The 16,323-nt window shown below is 60.9% G+C and carries 13 protein-coding genes; 5 read left to right on the top strand and 8 right to left on the bottom strand.

Annotated elements, in window-relative coordinates:
• Positions 1-460: 460 nt before the first annotated feature.
• The 3 genes from I6F28_RS00355 to I6F28_RS00345 form a co-directional block, all read right to left on the bottom strand.
• Positions 461-1,636: a helix-turn-helix transcriptional regulator gene (locus I6F28_RS00355; RefSeq protein WP_225138991.1), complete on the bottom strand. Its 1,176-nt coding sequence runs from the start codon at positions 1,634-1,636 to the stop codon at positions 461-463.
• 17 nt (positions 1,637-1,653) lie between these two features.
• Entirely contained in the window at positions 1,654-2,802 is a 1,149-nt protein-coding gene (locus I6F28_RS00350; protein WP_225138990.1) for a helix-turn-helix transcriptional regulator, read from the bottom strand.
• 671 nt (positions 2,803-3,473) lie between these two features.
• Complete coding sequence (locus I6F28_RS00345) at positions 3,474-4,220, bottom strand: hypothetical protein (protein ID WP_225138989.1); 747 nt, start codon at positions 4,218-4,220, stop codon at positions 3,474-3,476.
• A 285-nt stretch (positions 4,221-4,505) separates the two neighbouring features.
• Between I6F28_RS00345 and I6F28_RS00340 the strand changes: the two genes are divergently transcribed.
• Complete coding sequence (locus I6F28_RS00340) at positions 4,506-4,928, top strand: excalibur calcium-binding domain-containing protein (protein ID WP_225138988.1); 423 nt, start codon at positions 4,506-4,508, stop codon at positions 4,926-4,928.
• Between the two features lie 655 nt (positions 4,929-5,583).
• On the opposite strand, the gene I6F28_RS00335 is transcribed toward I6F28_RS00340, so the two are convergent.
• Positions 5,584-5,847 (bottom strand): hypothetical protein, encoded by a 264-nt coding sequence (locus I6F28_RS00335; protein WP_225138987.1) that lies wholly within the window; start codon positions 5,845-5,847, stop codon positions 5,584-5,586.
• Positions 5,848-6,487: 640 nt separating this feature from the next.
• Between I6F28_RS00335 and I6F28_RS00330 the strand changes: the two genes are divergently transcribed.
• Positions 6,488-6,766: a hypothetical protein gene (locus I6F28_RS00330; RefSeq protein ID WP_036013999.1), complete on the top strand. Its 279-nt coding sequence runs from the start codon at positions 6,488-6,490 to the stop codon at positions 6,764-6,766.
• A gap of 66 nt (positions 6,767-6,832) precedes the next feature.
• Here the strand turns inward: I6F28_RS00330 and I6F28_RS00325 are convergent, their stop codons facing one another.
• Entirely contained in the window at positions 6,833-7,570 is a 738-nt protein-coding gene (locus tag I6F28_RS00325; protein ID WP_225128149.1) for a metallophosphoesterase, read from the bottom strand.
• A 613-nt stretch (positions 7,571-8,183) separates the two neighbouring features.
• Between I6F28_RS00325 and I6F28_RS00320 the strand changes: the two genes are divergently transcribed.
• Positions 8,184-9,614, top strand: coding sequence for an undecaprenyl-phosphate glucose phosphotransferase (locus tag I6F28_RS00320; RefSeq protein ID WP_225130644.1), 1,431 nt, complete (start codon positions 8,184-8,186; stop codon positions 9,612-9,614).
• A 43-nt stretch (positions 9,615-9,657) separates the two neighbouring features.
• Here the strand turns inward: I6F28_RS00320 and I6F28_RS00315 are convergent, their stop codons facing one another.
• The 3 genes from I6F28_RS00315 to I6F28_RS00305 form a co-directional block, all read right to left on the bottom strand.
• Complete coding sequence (locus I6F28_RS00315) at positions 9,658-9,945, bottom strand: hypothetical protein (protein ID WP_225138986.1); 288 nt, start codon at positions 9,943-9,945, stop codon at positions 9,658-9,660.
• Between the two features lie 392 nt (positions 9,946-10,337).
• The gene (locus I6F28_RS00310) at positions 10,338-12,569 is read right to left on the bottom strand and encodes a Wzz/FepE/Etk N-terminal domain-containing protein (protein ID WP_225138985.1); all 2,232 of its coding nucleotides are present in this window, start codon (positions 12,567-12,569) and stop codon (positions 10,338-10,340) included.
• Between the two features lie 31 nt (positions 12,570-12,600).
• Entirely contained in the window at positions 12,601-13,167 is a 567-nt protein-coding gene (locus I6F28_RS00305) for a hypothetical protein (protein ID WP_225138984.1), read from the bottom strand.
• 571 nt (positions 13,168-13,738) lie between these two features.
• Here I6F28_RS00305 and I6F28_RS00300 point away from each other — a divergent pair.
• Together I6F28_RS00300 and I6F28_RS00295 are read left to right on the top strand one after the other, a co-directional pair.
• Positions 13,739-14,974 (top strand): acyltransferase family protein, encoded by a 1,236-nt coding sequence (locus I6F28_RS00300; RefSeq protein ID WP_225112412.1) that lies wholly within the window; start codon positions 13,739-13,741, stop codon positions 14,972-14,974.
• A 7-nt stretch (positions 14,975-14,981) separates the two neighbouring features.
• A complete protein-coding gene (locus tag I6F28_RS00295; RefSeq protein WP_036035382.1) occupies positions 14,982-16,319 on the top strand; it encodes a hypothetical protein in 1,338 nt (445 codons plus the stop codon).
• Positions 16,320-16,323: the final 4 nt, after the last annotated feature.

The following is a 16,323-nucleotide window of genomic DNA, read 5'->3' as shown; positions in this document are numbered from 1 at the left end:
CGCTAAGCCTCTGCTCCACCCTAGCGACGTTGCGACGGACTGCCGTAGCCCAAGTGGGTCTAGCGAGGATCGCGTAACCCTGTAAATCCCGCACACCCTTCCGATCTCGATGTCCCAGAGGTTTGCTTGGAAGGGGCAACCGCGATTGAACGTCGGGACGAACCACGACGATCAACAGGCACAAGGTCCCGTGAAATCACCAGGCCAACTGCCCCGGTTACGCGAAACGCCACAAGTCCGCGAACCGTGGAGAACACTCGCTTGAGCACATTTCGTACGGTCTCGTTCGCGATTCCGAGCTTCTCGGCCGGCTCCTTTGGAAGCGCTGCAGGCCAGCGAGCTGGGAAAGGGAGCAGCGTCGTAGATCGCCTCGGTTGCCGTAAACTCTGGCTCGTGGCGGTTGCGCATCGCACGTTCTCATCACTCGTTCGGCTCCAGGTCCACATGCGTCGCCGGCGTCTCACCGAGATCCGAATATGCCCAGCGTTCCGACGATCGCGGTCACGAGCTCGGCTTGCCGCCGCGTGTCGGTCTTCTCGAGCGCTGATGCGAGCTGGTTGCGCACGGTGTTGCGCGAGTGGCCGCTGACGCGCGCATACTCCGCCAGCGTCCGGCCCGCGATCAGCGCGCTGACGAGCCGCGCCTCGGCGGCGGACAATTTGAATGCCGCCAGGATCGCCTCTGGGGGAATAGATAACGCACACTCGGCCGCGACAACCAGCACAAGCGCGGTCGCCTCGGCGCGGAGACCGAGCATGAATTCCGAGCGATGGTTCGGTCCGTTTGGCTGCTCCGACCGCATGGGCACGGCCCAGGCAACGAACGCCCGTCCGGAGGCGCTTGAGGTCAAACGCACGGGCTGGGTTGCGAGCGCCGTCGGCGGGCGCAAGGCGCGCATCATGGCGACCTCGAATGCAGCGTTGTCGGCGCAATTGGCGGCGCGCAGCCGCTTGGAGCGATCGGTGCATAGCACGCTGTCTCGCCGTAACAGGTCTTCCGCCTTTTGATTGGCGAGCAGGAGCCGCCCGGTCCCATCAACCAGGAACGCGGCCAGCCTCAGCGCATCAAGACCGGTTCCGAGCGCTCGCTGGGCTGTGCGCGCAGCCGTCGTAACGCGATTGATCTCGATGGCGCGCATCAGGTGCGGCACCAGCAGCGCCAATTGACGTCTGTAGGTCTCTCTGTTGCTGCGGTACACGGACTCGTGCGGAGCGATGCTTAGCAGCGTCACGCCATAACCGTCATTGTGGAGCGATACACCCAGATGATCGGTGGTGATGCCCTGCGGTCTCATGAAATCGGCGTAAAACTCGGTGCGTTCAGCGATCTCAGGGTCAAGAAGATCGCTTGCGTAAATTACCTTGCCGACAGGGATGGTTTCGAGGCGTGCCGGTGGATACGGATTGATGCTGTGGAAATGCTTGGCATAAGACGAGTTGAGTCCGGGATCGTCGCCGAAATGTCGGAATACAGGTGTGGTTGCCGTAGCCACATCATAGAAATGCAAGATGCCGCGCGCGCCGCCAAAGGGGCCCGGCAGCGCATTGAGGAACGCCTGCCATCGTTCGGGATCGAGCGCCGAGTCGTAGAGCATATCTAGCAATCGGGGGAACTCTTTCTCGTAGAAGATACGCATGGCGCCGCCCCCTCCGGTCACTCGTCCGGACCGAGGTCCAGACATGGCGCCAGCGCCGTCACGACGCCAACCAGCTCCGCTTGCCGGTGAACACCGAGCTTGGCCATCGCGGCTGCCAGCTGGTTGCGCGCGGTGGCGCGGCATATGCCAAGCCGATCGGCAGTTGTCTGCAGGCTGTCACCCTCGGTGATACTCAGGACTACACTCGCTTCGGCTTGCGACAGCCTATAGAGGTTCTTGAGCACCTCGCTCGGGGGACTTGGCGCACGTCGCCGGTCGTTGATCAATACGAGGGCAAACCCTAGATCCGCGCCCAGAGTCGCGAGCGTCTTCGAGATCCTGAACGGCAACACGAGAACCTGATAGCGCCCGTTGCCCCCATTCGTCACCATAAAGCTCGCCGGAGGCGGCGCCTTCGCCGTCACGAAACCACTCTGGAGCGCGCGATGAAACGCTTCGTCGGCCCGACACGCGACGAACGTCAGCTCCGATGCCAGCGACATGCGCACGAGCCGACGTTGCTCCAGAAAAACGACGGCCCGTCGATTGGCAGCCACCACCTTGCGCGGCGGGCGCACCAAGAACGCGGCCCCGGAGATTCGATCGAGCAGCCCTTGCAATCCCCCCTCGGTAGCCCGCGCCGCGCGCAGGCGGGAGGTCACTTCCAGCGCCCGCGCAAAGTGCCGACCGACGCTGTGCAAGAATTGCGCGGCGGGCGCTTCGAGATGCGACAGGCGCTCGGGGATATCGCAGCTGAGCCGCGTCAAGGAGCCGGGCGATCGCTTGAACGTCAGGTTGGCGCCGTGCGTATAGTCGCCGGCCGGTTTCAGCCATTCGTGATAGAAGGGCTGCCGGTCAAGCCATTGCCGGCCGAACATCTGGGACGCTCGCGCCACCTGTCCCGGCGCAACGCATCGCAACAGGTCGTTGTACGGGTTCAGCTTATAATAGTGCGCGACGTATTGCCTGATCGAGTCCGGATCCCAGCCGGCTGTCGTTGTCGGCGGAAGATGGCCAATGCCGTCCATACAGATGAACAGACTGAAGGCTGTCCCTGGAAACAGACTGTGGCAGCTCGCGACCGCCTCCGGCCAGTGTGCAGGATCACAGCCCGCCTGGTAGATCTGATCGACTGTTTCAAGCAAAGCTCTGGTGGAAACAGACATGCCCCGGCCATCATCAATTTAAAAAAGAGCAACCGCACTTTTGCGCCGATCTGGCTTAGAATCGCGAGCATGTCGAAGCAGCGCAAAGTGACAACCAATTTCGTCAGCTCGTAAAACCGCTGCTCCGCATTCGTCACTTCCTCTATGTCGCCGGGGTCGAATTCCGACGGCTGTCGCCACGTTGGTGCATTACGATCTGGATGCCATAACCCCTCTCTCCTCCGAGTTGCTGCGGTCCCAAGATCCGTGCGCAACGCTCTGGCTCAGAAACCGCGAACCACATTCGAACGGAACGTGCTTGCCTTCTGCAGAACGGCGGCAACGTACGGTCGGTGCATCGTCGAGGCCTCGTGCGTGACTCGCTGTGAGTTGCCGGAACGGTTGATGCTCAGTCGCTAATTAAATATATATTTAATAACCAATTTAATCGAGCGGCAAGAGGAATTCGCTACATAGCACGAAATTCCGGGCGCTTGCGTAATTTAGCTTTATAATCGATTACGTCGCCGCCGTGGATTAATTACTCGGACCCTCGAGTAGGTGCGCGACAATAGACACTTCCGACGCTCGGACTCACGGCCGTTCCCTGTTCGGGCGCCGCCGACTCGCTGATACGAGGTCTCGATGATGTCCTCAATGCAGGACGCAACCATGCCGCCACTGCCGCGGGATCACAGGACGCATCCGCACCGAGCTGATTGGGCATAGGCCGACAGGCGCGGGTCGATCCCGGCATGCGCCTCGCAGAAGCAGTCTATGATCTGGCTGACTTTATCTCTGTAGTCGCGGCGCCAGTGTCCAAGTCCGTGTAGAGCGCTTTCCTGACAGGCGATCGATTTAAGCTGAAGGATGCGGTCCATGGTCTGCAGCGCGCAATCGTGGAGCGTTGGCAGGTCGGGGTCGCCGGGTAGAGCCAAGCTCGGAAACGCATCCCACCACATGTAGCAAACACCGTTTAGGGCGTTGCTAGCGGCTTCGCTCAGGTGGGACAGGCTAGGATCGCAACGAGGCTCGAACAATTTCGTAAATAGAGCCGCGACAGACGTGACGCAGCGAACACGGTCTTCGACCGGAACATCAGTTGAACAAAGCCACCGGCTGTCGCCGCCGGCACTGGTATTGACGAGGTAGGTTAGGCCCTGCGCGATTTGGCTGTCAGCAAATCCCTGTAACGCTGGCTCCGGGTCTTCAAACAGTCGGGTGAGATAAGACACGGCGTCAGCCGCCGGCGGATCCCACCAATCATGCTCGGGATCGAAGTACCACGGTGCTTGCTGAAAGCGAACCTCGCGTCCAAATGCGTGCTCCAGCCAATCATCAAAACTGAGGTTTTGAAGGCGCATCGCAACTGCCGCGGCCATACAAAGCAAGTGGATCCGCGAAACGACATCGTGGCCGCGATAAGCCCCACCGCTCATGAAGGTCGCTGGCCGATGCGGTTTCGCCGTAAAACTAGCCAATGGTAGGCTAGATGCGGGATGAAGCCAAGCCGCGAAACTTTCCGGATCAGGCCCAATCATGTTCTTCTATGCCGCAATGCTGACGCCGCGCTCGAGCTTATGCAGGAGACTGGCCGAAGCTGCGGCCGCTAGGATCAGTCCCGTTGCGCCCATTCGCCCTCACTGAGCCGGGCGTGACGGAGCAGGTCGGGCGCGATCCTGGTTCATGATAGAAGATTTCAGTGACGTTACTTTGATCATGTCATGCCCCACCTTCCCGACCCCAATCCCATTCGTCCCGGTCCCGGTCATGAACAGCGACTGCGCAATTTGCAGCGTCGTTTCCGTGCGGTATCGGCGCGCTATGATCGTACCACCAAGCTGCGCTCTACTAGGCTGCGGTGGGCCATCACGGCATTGATCGCAATCGCTGCCGTGTTGGTCGCATATCCAGCAATTTGGCTCCTTGTTTCGAGCCCGTGGTCGGTCACGATCACGCTGAAACACATCGCGTCCGCCTCCAATTGCGATTTTGCCCGCTTGGTCGGCTTAGCACCCGCGCGGCGCGGAGAGCCCGGCTATTGGCAGCACCACGATCGCGACGGGGATGGGGTTGCTTGCGAACCATGGCGGCCACGTCGGGGAGAGGTCCCGCAACGAACCGCAGCAATGGCCAACTCAGACTGAGTCACGCCGGCATGTGTGACGGGCCTCAGCAAGTGGTAGTGTTGGCCGTCGGTGAAGAGCGGTCGCGATCCATGATCGCATGCGCTGCTGCATCTAACCCGTCCGAGATATTGTCACTTCGAGACCTGATCCTGCTTTATTGGCAACTGCATGCTGGGCCATGGTGCGCTCGTGGGAGAGCCTCTCCTTGCGGACCTCAATACCCCAGAGCCAAACCCAATCCCTTCCAACATGAGGCGGCAAGAGGTCTTGCCTGATTGACGCGAGCACATTCCCTGATCGTCGGCGGAATTTCCCTGTTAGGATCTTGATGCATCGCGACGCAATGCCTGCGATTTCAACCCTCATTTCGCATTCTACGCCCGTTGGCGCCCCTGCGACGGGCACTTTTCCCTGCAAAATTCCCTGTAAGCAGGGAATTGATCGCCGGCGCCTTTTGCACTCTTGGGCAGGCGCTTTTAATGTCGGGCGCACAGGGAAACTCGCGCCTCGGCGCGCCCATAGCCCAAGCTACGCCCGTCGGCCACGCTTGTTCGACCGCTCTCCCAAAAAGGGCTCAAAGTGAGTCAAACAAAAACCGCCGCTACCGTTTGCTCGGCGCGGCGGCTGATGATTGCGGACGTCTGGGTTGCGATTAGACTGCCGCTTCGGTGCGTTACCGCACGTACCAATATCCCCACCAGCGCTGGGACACCGGCCGCGCCTGTGCCTTCATCGCCGCGACCTCCTCGGCAGGGCGCAGCTGCGGGCCATAGACCGCCGGCGGGTAGACGTCGTCCCAGAACACAAGTCCGCCCTGGACAGCAGCCGCCCGGTGTGACGGAGCAACGGTGAGCTCGGCGGCCGGCGCCAAGGATGTCGCCAAAGTGAGGCCGAGAGCAGCCAGAGCAATGGTTGGAATAAGGGGCCGGAAGTTCATTGGATTGAATCCCTCATGAAATGCGATGGGTGATAATGCGATGGGTTCCGGACGGTTGCAAGGGCACGGGCAGGCCGGCTGACGCCGAACTTCCGGCTGCAGGGGCGCATGGTCTCGCCAAGGCGCGTCGGATCGACCGCGACGGGACTTGATGCATTGAGCTGCGAGAACGTCTCTTAGATATGTCGTCGACATATATATAGAGAGAGTATTCGATGATCATCTCCGGCCGAGACGAGATCAGGCAGAGGCTGGCAGCGTTGCCGCGCGCGCGGCATGCATGCAAAGGAGACCGAACCTTGAACATTTTTTCGGCGCTCGTGAATCCCCGAGAACCATGATGTCGACACACTGCTCACTCTTGATAGGACGCGCACGATCCAGGACGATTCCCAGGACGACTCTCATGACTTCTGCGTTTGTCTCTGCTTCCATTTTCGGCGCTGGCCTCATTCTCGGATACGCGCTGCGCGCCTGGCGCGTCCAACGAAGAGCCGTGAGCTCATCCAGCAGCGCCTCGCGCCGGGTCTCGGGGCCCGCTCCGACCTCGACGTTCGGCCACGCCCGGCGAGCCTTTTAGGCATCATCCCATTCGATGACGGTATCCAGCTTCACACTGAACCCGATGGGACATGACGACATGAGTGAGCCCAAGAAGGATGCGCCGCGACGCTACATCGTGGACGGCGCCGGACAGCGCGTGCTCGTCGGTCTGACGATCTCGGAAACGATCGAGTTCGAAGCGCTGGACAAGCCGGACACCCGTCCCGGCGCCGAGCTGCTCGGGGAGGCGGCGCGCGTCCGAGAGGCCAGGCATGGCGAACGTTGGGTGGAGCTCTACGTCAAGCACGAGCGGGCCTGGAGCGACTGGATGGCCCAGACGCGTGCGCGGCCGGCGCAGCCGACGTTGCTCAACTAGAAATTGCGGACGTTTATTCCCTCCCTGAGACGGTCTCGCGCATCGGTGGCAGGAGGCTGAAGCTCATCACACCGCGAGCATGCGGCTTCCCTGGATGCTCATCAGGGTGAGGTTACCGGTCGCATAGGCGCCGGTGTCGATATTGGCGCGGTTGGCCAGTAGTTCGGCGCTGCGGACCGGCGTATGGCCGTGGACGATATATTTGCCGAACTGCTCCTCGCTCTGCAGGAATTCCTCGCGAATCCAGAGCAGATCGCGCTCGGTCTGCTCGGCGAGCGGCACGCCCGGGCGAACGCCGGCATGGACGAAGAAGAAGTCTCCGCAGCTGAAGCTCAACCGCAGATTGTCCAGGAATTCCAGATGCTCGGTCGGCATGGCGCGAATCAAGTCGCGCAGGATCGATGCTGGCTCGTCGCGCTTGAGATCGGGGGGAGCAAGCCCGTAGGACATCAATGTCTGGGTCCCGCCGAAGGCAATCCAGTCCTCGAATAGGGAAGGATCTTCGAACACCCTCACCAAAAAGGCCTCGTGGTTGCCCTTGAGGAAGACCGCATTCCCCCGCCGGCTCCGCTCGACCAGGATGTCGAGGGTTGACCGCGTATCCGGGCCGCGATCGATGTAATCGCCCATAAAGACTTCGATGGCATAGCGCGGCCGGCTCCGCGCAACGTCGGCGTCGATCACCCGCAGCATGGGCTCGAGCAGATGCGCGCAGCCGTGAATATCCGAGATCGCATAGATGCGGACGCCGTCCGGCAATTGCGGTTTGGGAAGCGACGGCTGGGATCGCGAGAAAGATTTCATGGCGCTCATCGATCGGGTGGTCGGAAAAATATCCCCAAGTCACCGGCACCGGAGAGCGTCCATCCAACGCGAACAACGCGAGTTCCGTGGGGCCGCAGCTCGTTGTCGGTGCCGATCACGCCAAAAGAAGGGCACGGCATTTTTTGCCGACTTGTTTCATGGACTTCAGGAACGAGAGGGGTCCGCAGGAATTGCATCGCTGGCTCGAAGCATGCAGCAAGTCTGCATGACTCGTTGCAGATTCTCGCATACATCCGCAGATAGAAATCCCTGGAAACTCTCGCAAGTGATCCGATGTTTGCGTTCGTCGGCAGCAAGCAGCGCCTCAAACTTCAGCGAACAGCGGCCCGTGCAACGATGGCGTCGCATTGGATGCGGAACTTGATTCAAAATAGGGCAGTTCGCTCGCTCGTATGTCAGCACTGTGACGACATTTTCAGCGCACCGAATTTCGCCGCGCATCTCAACGCGACACATCGTCCGTGCGCCGCAAAAGTTTCGCGTGCAGCGCCACAATGTCGCTGCGATCGACCAACACTTTCCGTGCGGGGAATTGACGAGTCTTCAGCATCACGATGAGCGTCAGGCACTCTCTCGATACGCAGAGGTTCGAATGGCTGTTGCAACTTACGGTTCTGAAAGCGCTCATGCGCTGTCATCTGCGCGCGGCAGTGCGCTTCAGAGGCCCTTTCAGGTCGTCGTCATCGCTGCTGATTTTCTGTTGATCCTGCTGAGTTACGCGGCGGGGGCTTCGCTGTATGGCGTGGCGGTCGCGTCGCCGCCCGAGGGTGCATCGGTGGGAGCCGGATTGTTCGTCGGTGTGGTGTTCGTCGGGATCGCCTATTTCCGGGACGTCTATTCCACGCACCGCTTGCTCAATCTGGTTTGGCAGCTTCGAATGGCGGCGTTTATCTGGTTGACGTCGCTCACGATCCTCGCCGTTGCGGCCTTCCTGCTGAAATCGACGGACAATCTGTCGCGCGGCACCGTCATCGTCTTCGCCGTGATCGGCGGGCTCGGCCTGATCAGCCTGCGCTTCGTTTGGCAGGCCGTGTTCGGCACGAGCTTTGCCAGAAGCCGCCTGGTCGACCGCAAGGTGATCCTGCTCAGCCTGAAGCCGCTCGACTTCACCTCGAGCCGCTTCAAGGATTTGCGCAGGAACGGCTTCGACGTCATGCGCCATTTCGTGCTCGGAGAGGACCGGGATGACGGCCAATGGGAGCGGCAGATTCGCGACGTCATCCGTCAGTCGCGCGCGGCCGATGTCGATGAATATCTGCTCGCGATCGACTGGAACGAATTGCCGATGCTGCGCAAGCTCGGGCCATATTTGCGCGCCGTTCCGCAGCCGATTCGCCTGCTGCCGGACGATTCCGTTGCCGACCTCGTGACCCGCCCGTTCCTGCCGGTCAGCGGAACCGTCGCGGTCGAGATCCAGCGGCCGCCGCTGACCATTCTCGAGCGGCTGCAGAAGCGCTGTCTCGACGTCGGCGTCGCTCTGTTCGCGCTCGTGCTGCTGACGCCGCTGCTGCTGACCGTAGCCGTGCTGATCAAGCTGGATTCGCCGGGAAGCGTCATATTCCGGCAGTCGCGCCGCGGCTTCAACGGCAAGCCGTTCGAGATCTGGAAGTTCCGCACCATGACGGTTGCCGAGAATGGCGAGACGGTGACCCAGGCGACTAAGGGGGATGCCCGGGTCACCAAGATCGGGCGCTTCCTGCGCATGACCAGCATCGACGAGCTGCCGCAGCTCTGGAACGTGCTACGGGGGGACATGTCGCTGGTGGGACCGCGTCCGCACGCGCTTGCCCATGACAATTATTACGACGAGCTGATCAGCAAGTATGTCTACCGCCATCACATGAAGCCGGGCCTGACGGGCTGGGCTCAGGTGAACGGATTCAGGGGCGAAACGCCAACGATCGATCTGATGGAAAAGCGGGTCGAGTACGACGTCTGGTACGTCAGCAATTGGAGCATCTGGCTCGACCTGAAGATCATGGCCCGCACCGCGTCCGCCGTGATGTTCCAAGAGGCCTATTAGCCGCTCGATCTCTCAATCGCCGGAAACCTCCGTGGACGGGGCCTCAGGTTCCATTTCGCGGTGGCCTGCGGAAGAGCCGCATGATCGCATCGCGCAGCGCGAGCAGCGGCGGCACGAGCACGAAGAAGGCTCCCATTGCGACGGAGACGATGACATGGCGGATCGAGAAAGGCTCGTCCTGCTCGATCTGGCGCCGGTTCGGGTCGATGGGCGCGGGTGAGAGCGTCGTCGCCATGGGGTGGCGGAGCGGCTTGCGTGGAGGGACCACGATCAACACGAACAGAATGTTGAGCAGGACCCAAACAGTCAAAATCGTCAGGACGATCAGCATCCGAGCCTACCGGAAAAATAACTGCGAGTATGAGCCGAGTTTAGCCCCGGGGAACCGAGAAAGAAAGATGCCTAAAGTTTCGGCATTTTCAGGCCTCAAGGCTCGGATCGTCTCGTCTTATCGACAGCTGCTGGCACCGGCACAAACTTTCCCGGCGACCACCGTATCCGTCAATCCTTGCTTTTGGCTAGAGCAATAACTGCAAGTTGTGGATTCCGGACGAATACGGAGCCCGCGAGCAGGTCCGGAGCGCTTGCCGCATCTCGGTCCGTGCGCGAGGGCGCACGGGATGCCCTTCAAGCGACCGCCAAGCACGAATAAGGCCCGCTGCCAATCGGCAACGGGCCCGAGCTCATTCCAGTTGTTCAGTGGGAGCGGCGCCTCGCCTCCGCCTAGGCGTGCTCGACGTAATAGCTGTTGTGGTGCTTGCCCTTGTAGGCCTCGATGCGCTTGAGCATCTTCGGGTTCGCGCGGTTGAGCACGGCGCCGATCAGCTTCTTCTGGAGGACTTCCGAACCCGAAACCGACTCCTGCAGAGCGGTTCGCGTGGTCTGGCCCCATTCGATCACGTAGACCATGGCGTCGATCAGGAAGCTGACGGCCTTGGAATCGGCCACCGGCATCACCGGGGCGAGATCGATCACGATGTACTCGTAGTGCTCCCTCAGCACCTTGAGCAGCTCGGCCATTGCCTTGGATCCGATGACGTCGGCCGAATTGACCATGCGCGAGGCCACGACGGAGGGCAGGAAATCCAGTCCCGTCTCCTTGCTTCGCTGCACGTGGTAGCCGAGGTTCGCGGGATCGTTGAGAGCCTCCACGAGGCCGGTCTTGGCGTTGGGCGCGAGCTCCCGCGTCAGCGAGCGCGTGTGCAGATCGCCGTCGATCAGAACCGTGCGATGCCCGGTGAGGGCGATCAGCTGCGCGAAATTGGCGGCCACCGTCGTCTTGCCCTCCTTTGGAAGCGAGGAGACGATGCCGATCACCTTGATCTCGCGGGTCAGACGCGCGACGTCGATCGAAACCTTGATGTTGCGCAAGGTCTCGGCAAAGCGTGAGAACGGATGATCGACGACGTAGCGGGACAGATCGGGAGGGCCGGTCTTCGCTGACGTCGGGAGCAACGTGCCGGCCGTCGTCGGCGGACGTATGTCCGGCAGCACGCCGAGGCATTTCACGCCGAGCTCATCCTCGACCTCGCCGGGGGTCCGCAGCACGTCGCTCAGCAGTTCACGCGCAAATGCCGCGCCGAAGCCGAGGCAGAGGCCGCCGACCAGGCCGCCCACGAGGGCGAGGACCGTTCGCGGCGAGCTCTTGCGGTCCGGCTTGGTGGCGGTGCTGATGAGGCGGGCCTCGCTGAGGGGAAAGCTCTGGTTCTGCGTCGCGCTCTGCAGCTTTTCCAGGAAGTTGTTGTAGAGATTGCGGTAGGTGTCGGCGGCACTTTCGAGATCGCGCAGCTTGACCTCGGCCTGGCCCTTGTTGCCGGCCTGGGCGACGAGCTCCTTGACGTTCTTCTCGAGCGAGGCCTCCCGGCTCTTCGCGATCTCGTAGTCGCTGCGATAGGCGTCTGCGATCCGACGCAGCTCGTCGGCGATGTTCTTGCGCAGCTCCTCCATCTTGTTGGCCAGATTGACCGCCGCAAGGTGGGTCTTGCCGTAGCGCCTGGACCAGTCGGCATATTGCGCCTGGAGGTCGAGATATTGAGCGCGCAGACGGGTGATCACCGAGTTGTTGAGGGCATCCGTCACGGTCGACTGCGCAACATCCTGATCGGAAATCGTGTCGATCCGGTCAAGCCGGGCCTTGGCTTCGGCGGTCGCAGCCCGCGCCTGAACTAGCTGCGTGTTGAGGTCCGACAATTGCTGCTCGGACATCAGGCCGCGGCTGGTTCCGACGATGTTGTTCTCGGCCTTGAAGGTCTGGACGGCGCGATCGCTGGCCGATGCCTGCTCGCTCAGCTCGAGGCTGCGCTGCTGCAGCCATTCGGTGGCCCGCTTGGTGGACTGATATTTGGCCTCCAGGGCGCCGACGAGATAGGCATTGGCGATCGCGTTGGCGATCTTGGCGGCTTTGTCGGGGCTCCGCGCTTTATAGCTCAGCGACAGCACATATGTCGTCAGCACGCGCTCCGTACGCAGATTCTTCTGAATCTGCTGGACGACCGCATGTTCGATTCGCTCCTGGCTTGCTGGTTCGCCGGAGCCGAATAGCGATGTCAGCTTGCCGATGATGATAGAGAGCAGGCCGGGCTTGGAGCCGTTGAACTCCGGGTCTTCTGTCAGCTTCAGGCGGCGGACGACGGACAGAATGAGGTCGTCCGAGTTGATGATCTCCACCTGGCTGTCGACGTAGCCCGTGTCGATCAGGGCGCTGCTGGCGTTGCTGTCCTTGTCCAGAACTTGCGTCTGCCGCGTATCCATCATGATGCGGGCATTTGCCGTATACATGGGCTGCGCCACGGCCAGGTAGACGATCACCAGGGCCAGCGAAGCTCCCGTACAGACCGCGATGATCGGCCATTGGCGGCGAAGGACGTCGGCCACGCGCTCGAAGCTGAGGACCGCCCCGCCGAATTCGATGCCGAATCGGTGCCCCGACTGGAAATGTTCCCTAGGCTGGTACATGTGCTAATTCGCTGCCTTTGACGATCATGGATCAATTCGGAAGGGGGACGGGCTTGAATGGATTGGCCAGCTTGGTTCTCCACTCGCCTTCGAGGAGTGCTCCGCCACGGCCCGGCTGCGGCGAGGTCTTGATTTGCGATTGGGCCTGGACGCCGGAGCTGTCCTCTCCGGCGCCGGAATAACCGGCCTGCACGTTGAGATCGCCGATCCGCTGCACGAAATCCCTGATCTTGCGCGCGGCGTCCGGCTTGGTCGACGTGCAACGTGCTTCGGCAAGGCGCAGCGCAGCGCCGATGGACGAGCGATCGGCTGAAGCCGACGCCGAGATGAGCGTCTGGACGGACGGCAGCACCGACGGATTCGTCGCGACATAGCGCGCGAGCCAATACCGCAACTTCTCCTTGTCATTGCGCAACCGCTCGAGGAGCGAGGACGGCGACTTTGCGAAGGTGTCGAGTTCGAGTTGCGAGGCGCGGTCCGAGAATTCGACGCACTGCGCGCGGCAAGCACCAGCGCTCGACACAATCAGCGCAGAACCAATCAAGACAATCGCTAGCCATCGCGGCTGCGCATGACGACGTGTTAGTCCGCGGCCCATCCGTGTTCCTTGCTTCTGTTGCAATAGGAGAACAGGCGAAACTTGACAGGTAACTGTGTCATCTTTTTGTGCGACGCAAAAGCTGGTGCAAAGCTGGCGACAAAACAAACGCGAGCCCGCTTGTTCGCCGGTTGCAAAAACAAGTTCTACAATGCCTGCGAGATCGGCAAATCACGCCCATGAATGTTGCAACCTGAAAACATATCGGGCACTCGCGCAGCCGCTCGTCGCAAAACCGACACACAAGTCACGACGCGCGTTTATTGTTCCCCATTGGCGAAAGATTTTTTCGCGCGACATTGGCACGCAGCAATCAATGTGCTGCAAGGGCCTCGATCGCAACAGTGCCGAATTTCGCGCACACTTTGCGCGCAAATACTCGCAATCATCCCATGTCGATTGGCTTGCGCGCCGAAGCAGGCGCACGTCGGATGAAAAGTGGCATGAACTTGGCGCTCGCATGTCCGAATGATCTGCAAGCTTTGAAATTATTGTCGGTCGTCATGCATCGAATGCGGCTCCGTGATTGCAGAGATTGATCACGCGTTGAGACCTGATACACACTGCTGCGGTGCAACAGCTACGGAATGTTGATGTGACGGAGTTGGTTCATCGTGAGAAGGCGCACGTCCTGCCGCTCGACAGCATCCGGGGGATCGCCGCGACTTCCGTGGTGATCCACCATCTGCTGCTGATGCCAACCTTTCTCGCGGCATTCCCGCACAACGCCTGGATCAACTGCTCCTTCTTCAGGAGTGCATGGCTGCTGGTCGATCTGTTCTTCGTTCTCAGCGGAATGGTCATGGCGCTCAGCTACGTCGAGAACGACTTCACGCGCTTCTCGCTGCGCGAATTTATGGTACGGCGCCTGGCGCGAGTCTACCCGCTGCATATCGTCATGCTGCTGGCAAACCTCGTCTTTCGCCTGCTGCGCATCGGCCTGGTCATGGCGGGGGTGGTCGTCGCCGCGCCTGCGGCGTTCGAAGTGAACAATGCCTATTCCTTCGGCCTCAACGTCCTGCTTCTCCACTCGATGGGGTTCATCGACTATCTCAGCTGGAATGCGCCGAGCTGGAGCATCAGCGTTGAGTTCTACACCTACCTGGTGTTTGGTCTGATCGTTCTCATTGCCCTGCGCATGCGCTCGCTGGCGTGGTTTTATGTCCTCTCCGGGCTGCTCGCGGTCGGAAGTCTCGTCTTCATCATCTTCGTGCTCGAAAAGAAGAGCATCGAGCTTCAGACGGATTTCGGCTTGCTACGCTGCTTCGTCGGCTTTTTCCTGGGCGTCTTGATGGTGAGGATCGTCGATCGCCTGCCGGCCAAGCCGGGGCCTGCCGTGCAGGGCGCATTGCAATTCGTCGCCATGATCGCGAGCATCGTCCTGGTGTCCCTGGCGGAGGCCAATCCTGCCGCGACCTTCCTCGCGCCAGTGATGTTCGCGATCTTCCTCGGCAGCCTGCTGGCCTTTCCGGATGCGCTGCTGGTGCCGCGGATCCTGGTGGCCAAGCCGCTGATCTGGTTGGGGCGTCGTTCGTACTCGATCTATATGGTGCACGCGCTCGTGGTGCTGCTGGCTGAATACTTCGTGCGGGGCGTGGGGGCGGGGCGAATCGCCGCCCTGGATTCGATCTGGGCAGGCCTGCCGGCGACGCTGAATCTCGTCGTTTCACTGGCCGCCGTGCTCGCGGTTTCGCACCTCACCTATCTCTATGTCGAAATTCCCGGCGGCAGGCTCCTGCGAAATGCATTCGGAAGCCCCCCGGATTTTGCGCCATCCCCCGCCCGATCGGCGCGGCTGAGCAACTGAGCCGCGCATGAGCACCTTCGCGCTGCAACCCCGCAGGATGATGCTGATCAGCCTCAATATCGAGGCGATCGCGCTCGCAGCCTATCTGGTCCGGGATGCCTTCGGCGGTATGATGCGGTACTACACCAGCATCATGCATTTGGACGCGCTTTGGTTCGTGCCGGATGGCATTGCGCTTCTGTGCCTGGTCCAGTTCATCGTGCATTGCATCTTGCGCAATCGCAGTATCATGGCTGCAGTTGTCCTCGTGCAGATCATGCTGTCGCTGGTGCTCGGCTACTTCATGCTGGGGACGGTCAACGCGGCGATGTCGTCGTTTAAGATGATGCTCCCGGTGTTCGTCGGATTTTGTTTCTGCGACACCAGTCTGGGCTCCTACAAGAAGTTGCTGTCGGTCATCGCCGCGACGTTCTACCTCTCGCTGATCGGCGTGCTACTGACGAAATTCTACTTCATGCCCTGGGTCGGATACAAATATGAGTCCTTCGGCGCCGTTCGTGAGGCGGGTCGCTTATGGTGGGCCTATGGCGGTGACGATCAGCGTCTCACGGGCTTTGCTGCCGAAAGTACCATGGCGGCCTTCTTCATACTCGTGTCCTTCGCAATTACGTCGATCCGTAAGAGCACGATTTGGTGCCTTCTGTACGGCTCTCTTGCGGTCTACATCATCCGTCTGACGACCAGCAAGACGACCATGATCGTCCTCGTGCTCTACTTGATTCTGCTGGTGTTCGTGCGGATGCTCCCGGAGAAGTCGCGCTTCTCCGCGATACGGAACATTGCATTGTGGTCGTTTGCCGCGATCCTGGTGCCGTTCTTCATGATCGTGCTCGCTTCGGGTACCGCCGCGGTGCCGCACACGACCCTGTTCAGCATCGTCGACCGCATCAACAACAGCTGGCAACTGCCGTTCGTCTACCTGAGCCAGCTCATGCCCGTTGGTCTCGTGACCGGCTGCGGCGTGGGCTGCTTCAACTATCCGCAGAAGCTGTTCTCGCCGCTCGCCGCCTTCTGGGTTCCCGTCGACAATTTCTACATCGGCACGTATCTGATGTTCGGACTCCCGTTCGTCGCATTCATGGTGATGGTATTCCGGGCGACGTTCGGCACGACCGACGTCTACAAGCTGACGCTGATCTTCGTCGTCAACTTGTTCACGATCACCGTTCTGAATTACGGCCCGGCGTCCGGCCTGCTGATCATCGCGTTGAGCTTCAGCGAGGTGTTCTCGCGGCGCGCGACCACCGCGCGGGCGGGCGACGCCGTGCCAATCATCGTACGGCCACCGATGCCGTCATTAGAAGGCTTCCGCCCGGATGTACCGGCGGCGAGCGGAAGCAGGTGAGAAC

It is taken from the genome of Bradyrhizobium sp. NBAIM14 (assembly GCF_020193895.1).
Taxonomy (GTDB): domain Bacteria; phylum Pseudomonadota; class Alphaproteobacteria; order Rhizobiales; family Xanthobacteraceae; genus Bradyrhizobium; species Bradyrhizobium yuanmingense.
Note: the sequence above shows the minus strand (reverse complement) of the source record. Positions and strands in the feature narration are given on the sequence as shown.

Coding starts and splice junctions, on each gene's coding strand:
- I6F28_RS00355 (WP_225138991.1), bottom strand. CDS start 1,636: ATGCGTATCTTCTACGAGAAAGAGTTCCCCCGATTGCTAGATATGCTC.
- I6F28_RS00350 (WP_225138990.1), bottom strand. CDS start 2,802: ATGTCTGTTTCCACCAGAGCTTTGCTTGAAACAGTCGATCAGATCTAC.
- I6F28_RS00345 (WP_225138989.1), bottom strand. CDS start 4,220: ATGAGCGGTGGGGCTTATCGCGGCCACGATGTCGTTTCGCGGATCCAC.
- I6F28_RS00340 (WP_225138988.1), top strand. CDS start 4,506: ATGCCCCACCTTCCCGACCCCAATCCCATTCGTCCCGGTCCCGGTCAT.
- I6F28_RS00335 (WP_225138987.1), bottom strand. CDS start 5,847: ATGAACTTCCGGCCCCTTATTCCAACCATTGCTCTGGCTGCTCTCGGC.
- I6F28_RS00330 (WP_036013999.1), top strand. CDS start 6,488: ATGAGTGAGCCCAAGAAGGATGCGCCGCGACGCTACATCGTGGACGGC.
- I6F28_RS00325 (WP_225128149.1), bottom strand. CDS start 7,570: ATGAAATCTTTCTCGCGATCCCAGCCGTCGCTTCCCAAACCGCAATTG.
- I6F28_RS00320 (WP_225130644.1), top strand. CDS start 8,184: ATGGCTGTTGCAACTTACGGTTCTGAAAGCGCTCATGCGCTGTCATCT.
- I6F28_RS00315 (WP_225138986.1), bottom strand. CDS start 9,945: ATGCTGATCGTCCTGACGATTTTGACTGTTTGGGTCCTGCTCAACATT.
- I6F28_RS00310 (WP_225138985.1), bottom strand. CDS start 12,569: ATGTACCAGCCTAGGGAACATTTCCAGTCGGGGCACCGATTCGGCATC.
- I6F28_RS00305 (WP_225138984.1), bottom strand. CDS start 13,167: ATGGGCCGCGGACTAACACGTCGTCATGCGCAGCCGCGATGGCTAGCG.
- I6F28_RS00295 (WP_036035382.1), top strand. CDS start 14,982: ATGAGCACCTTCGCGCTGCAACCCCGCAGGATGATGCTGATCAGCCTC.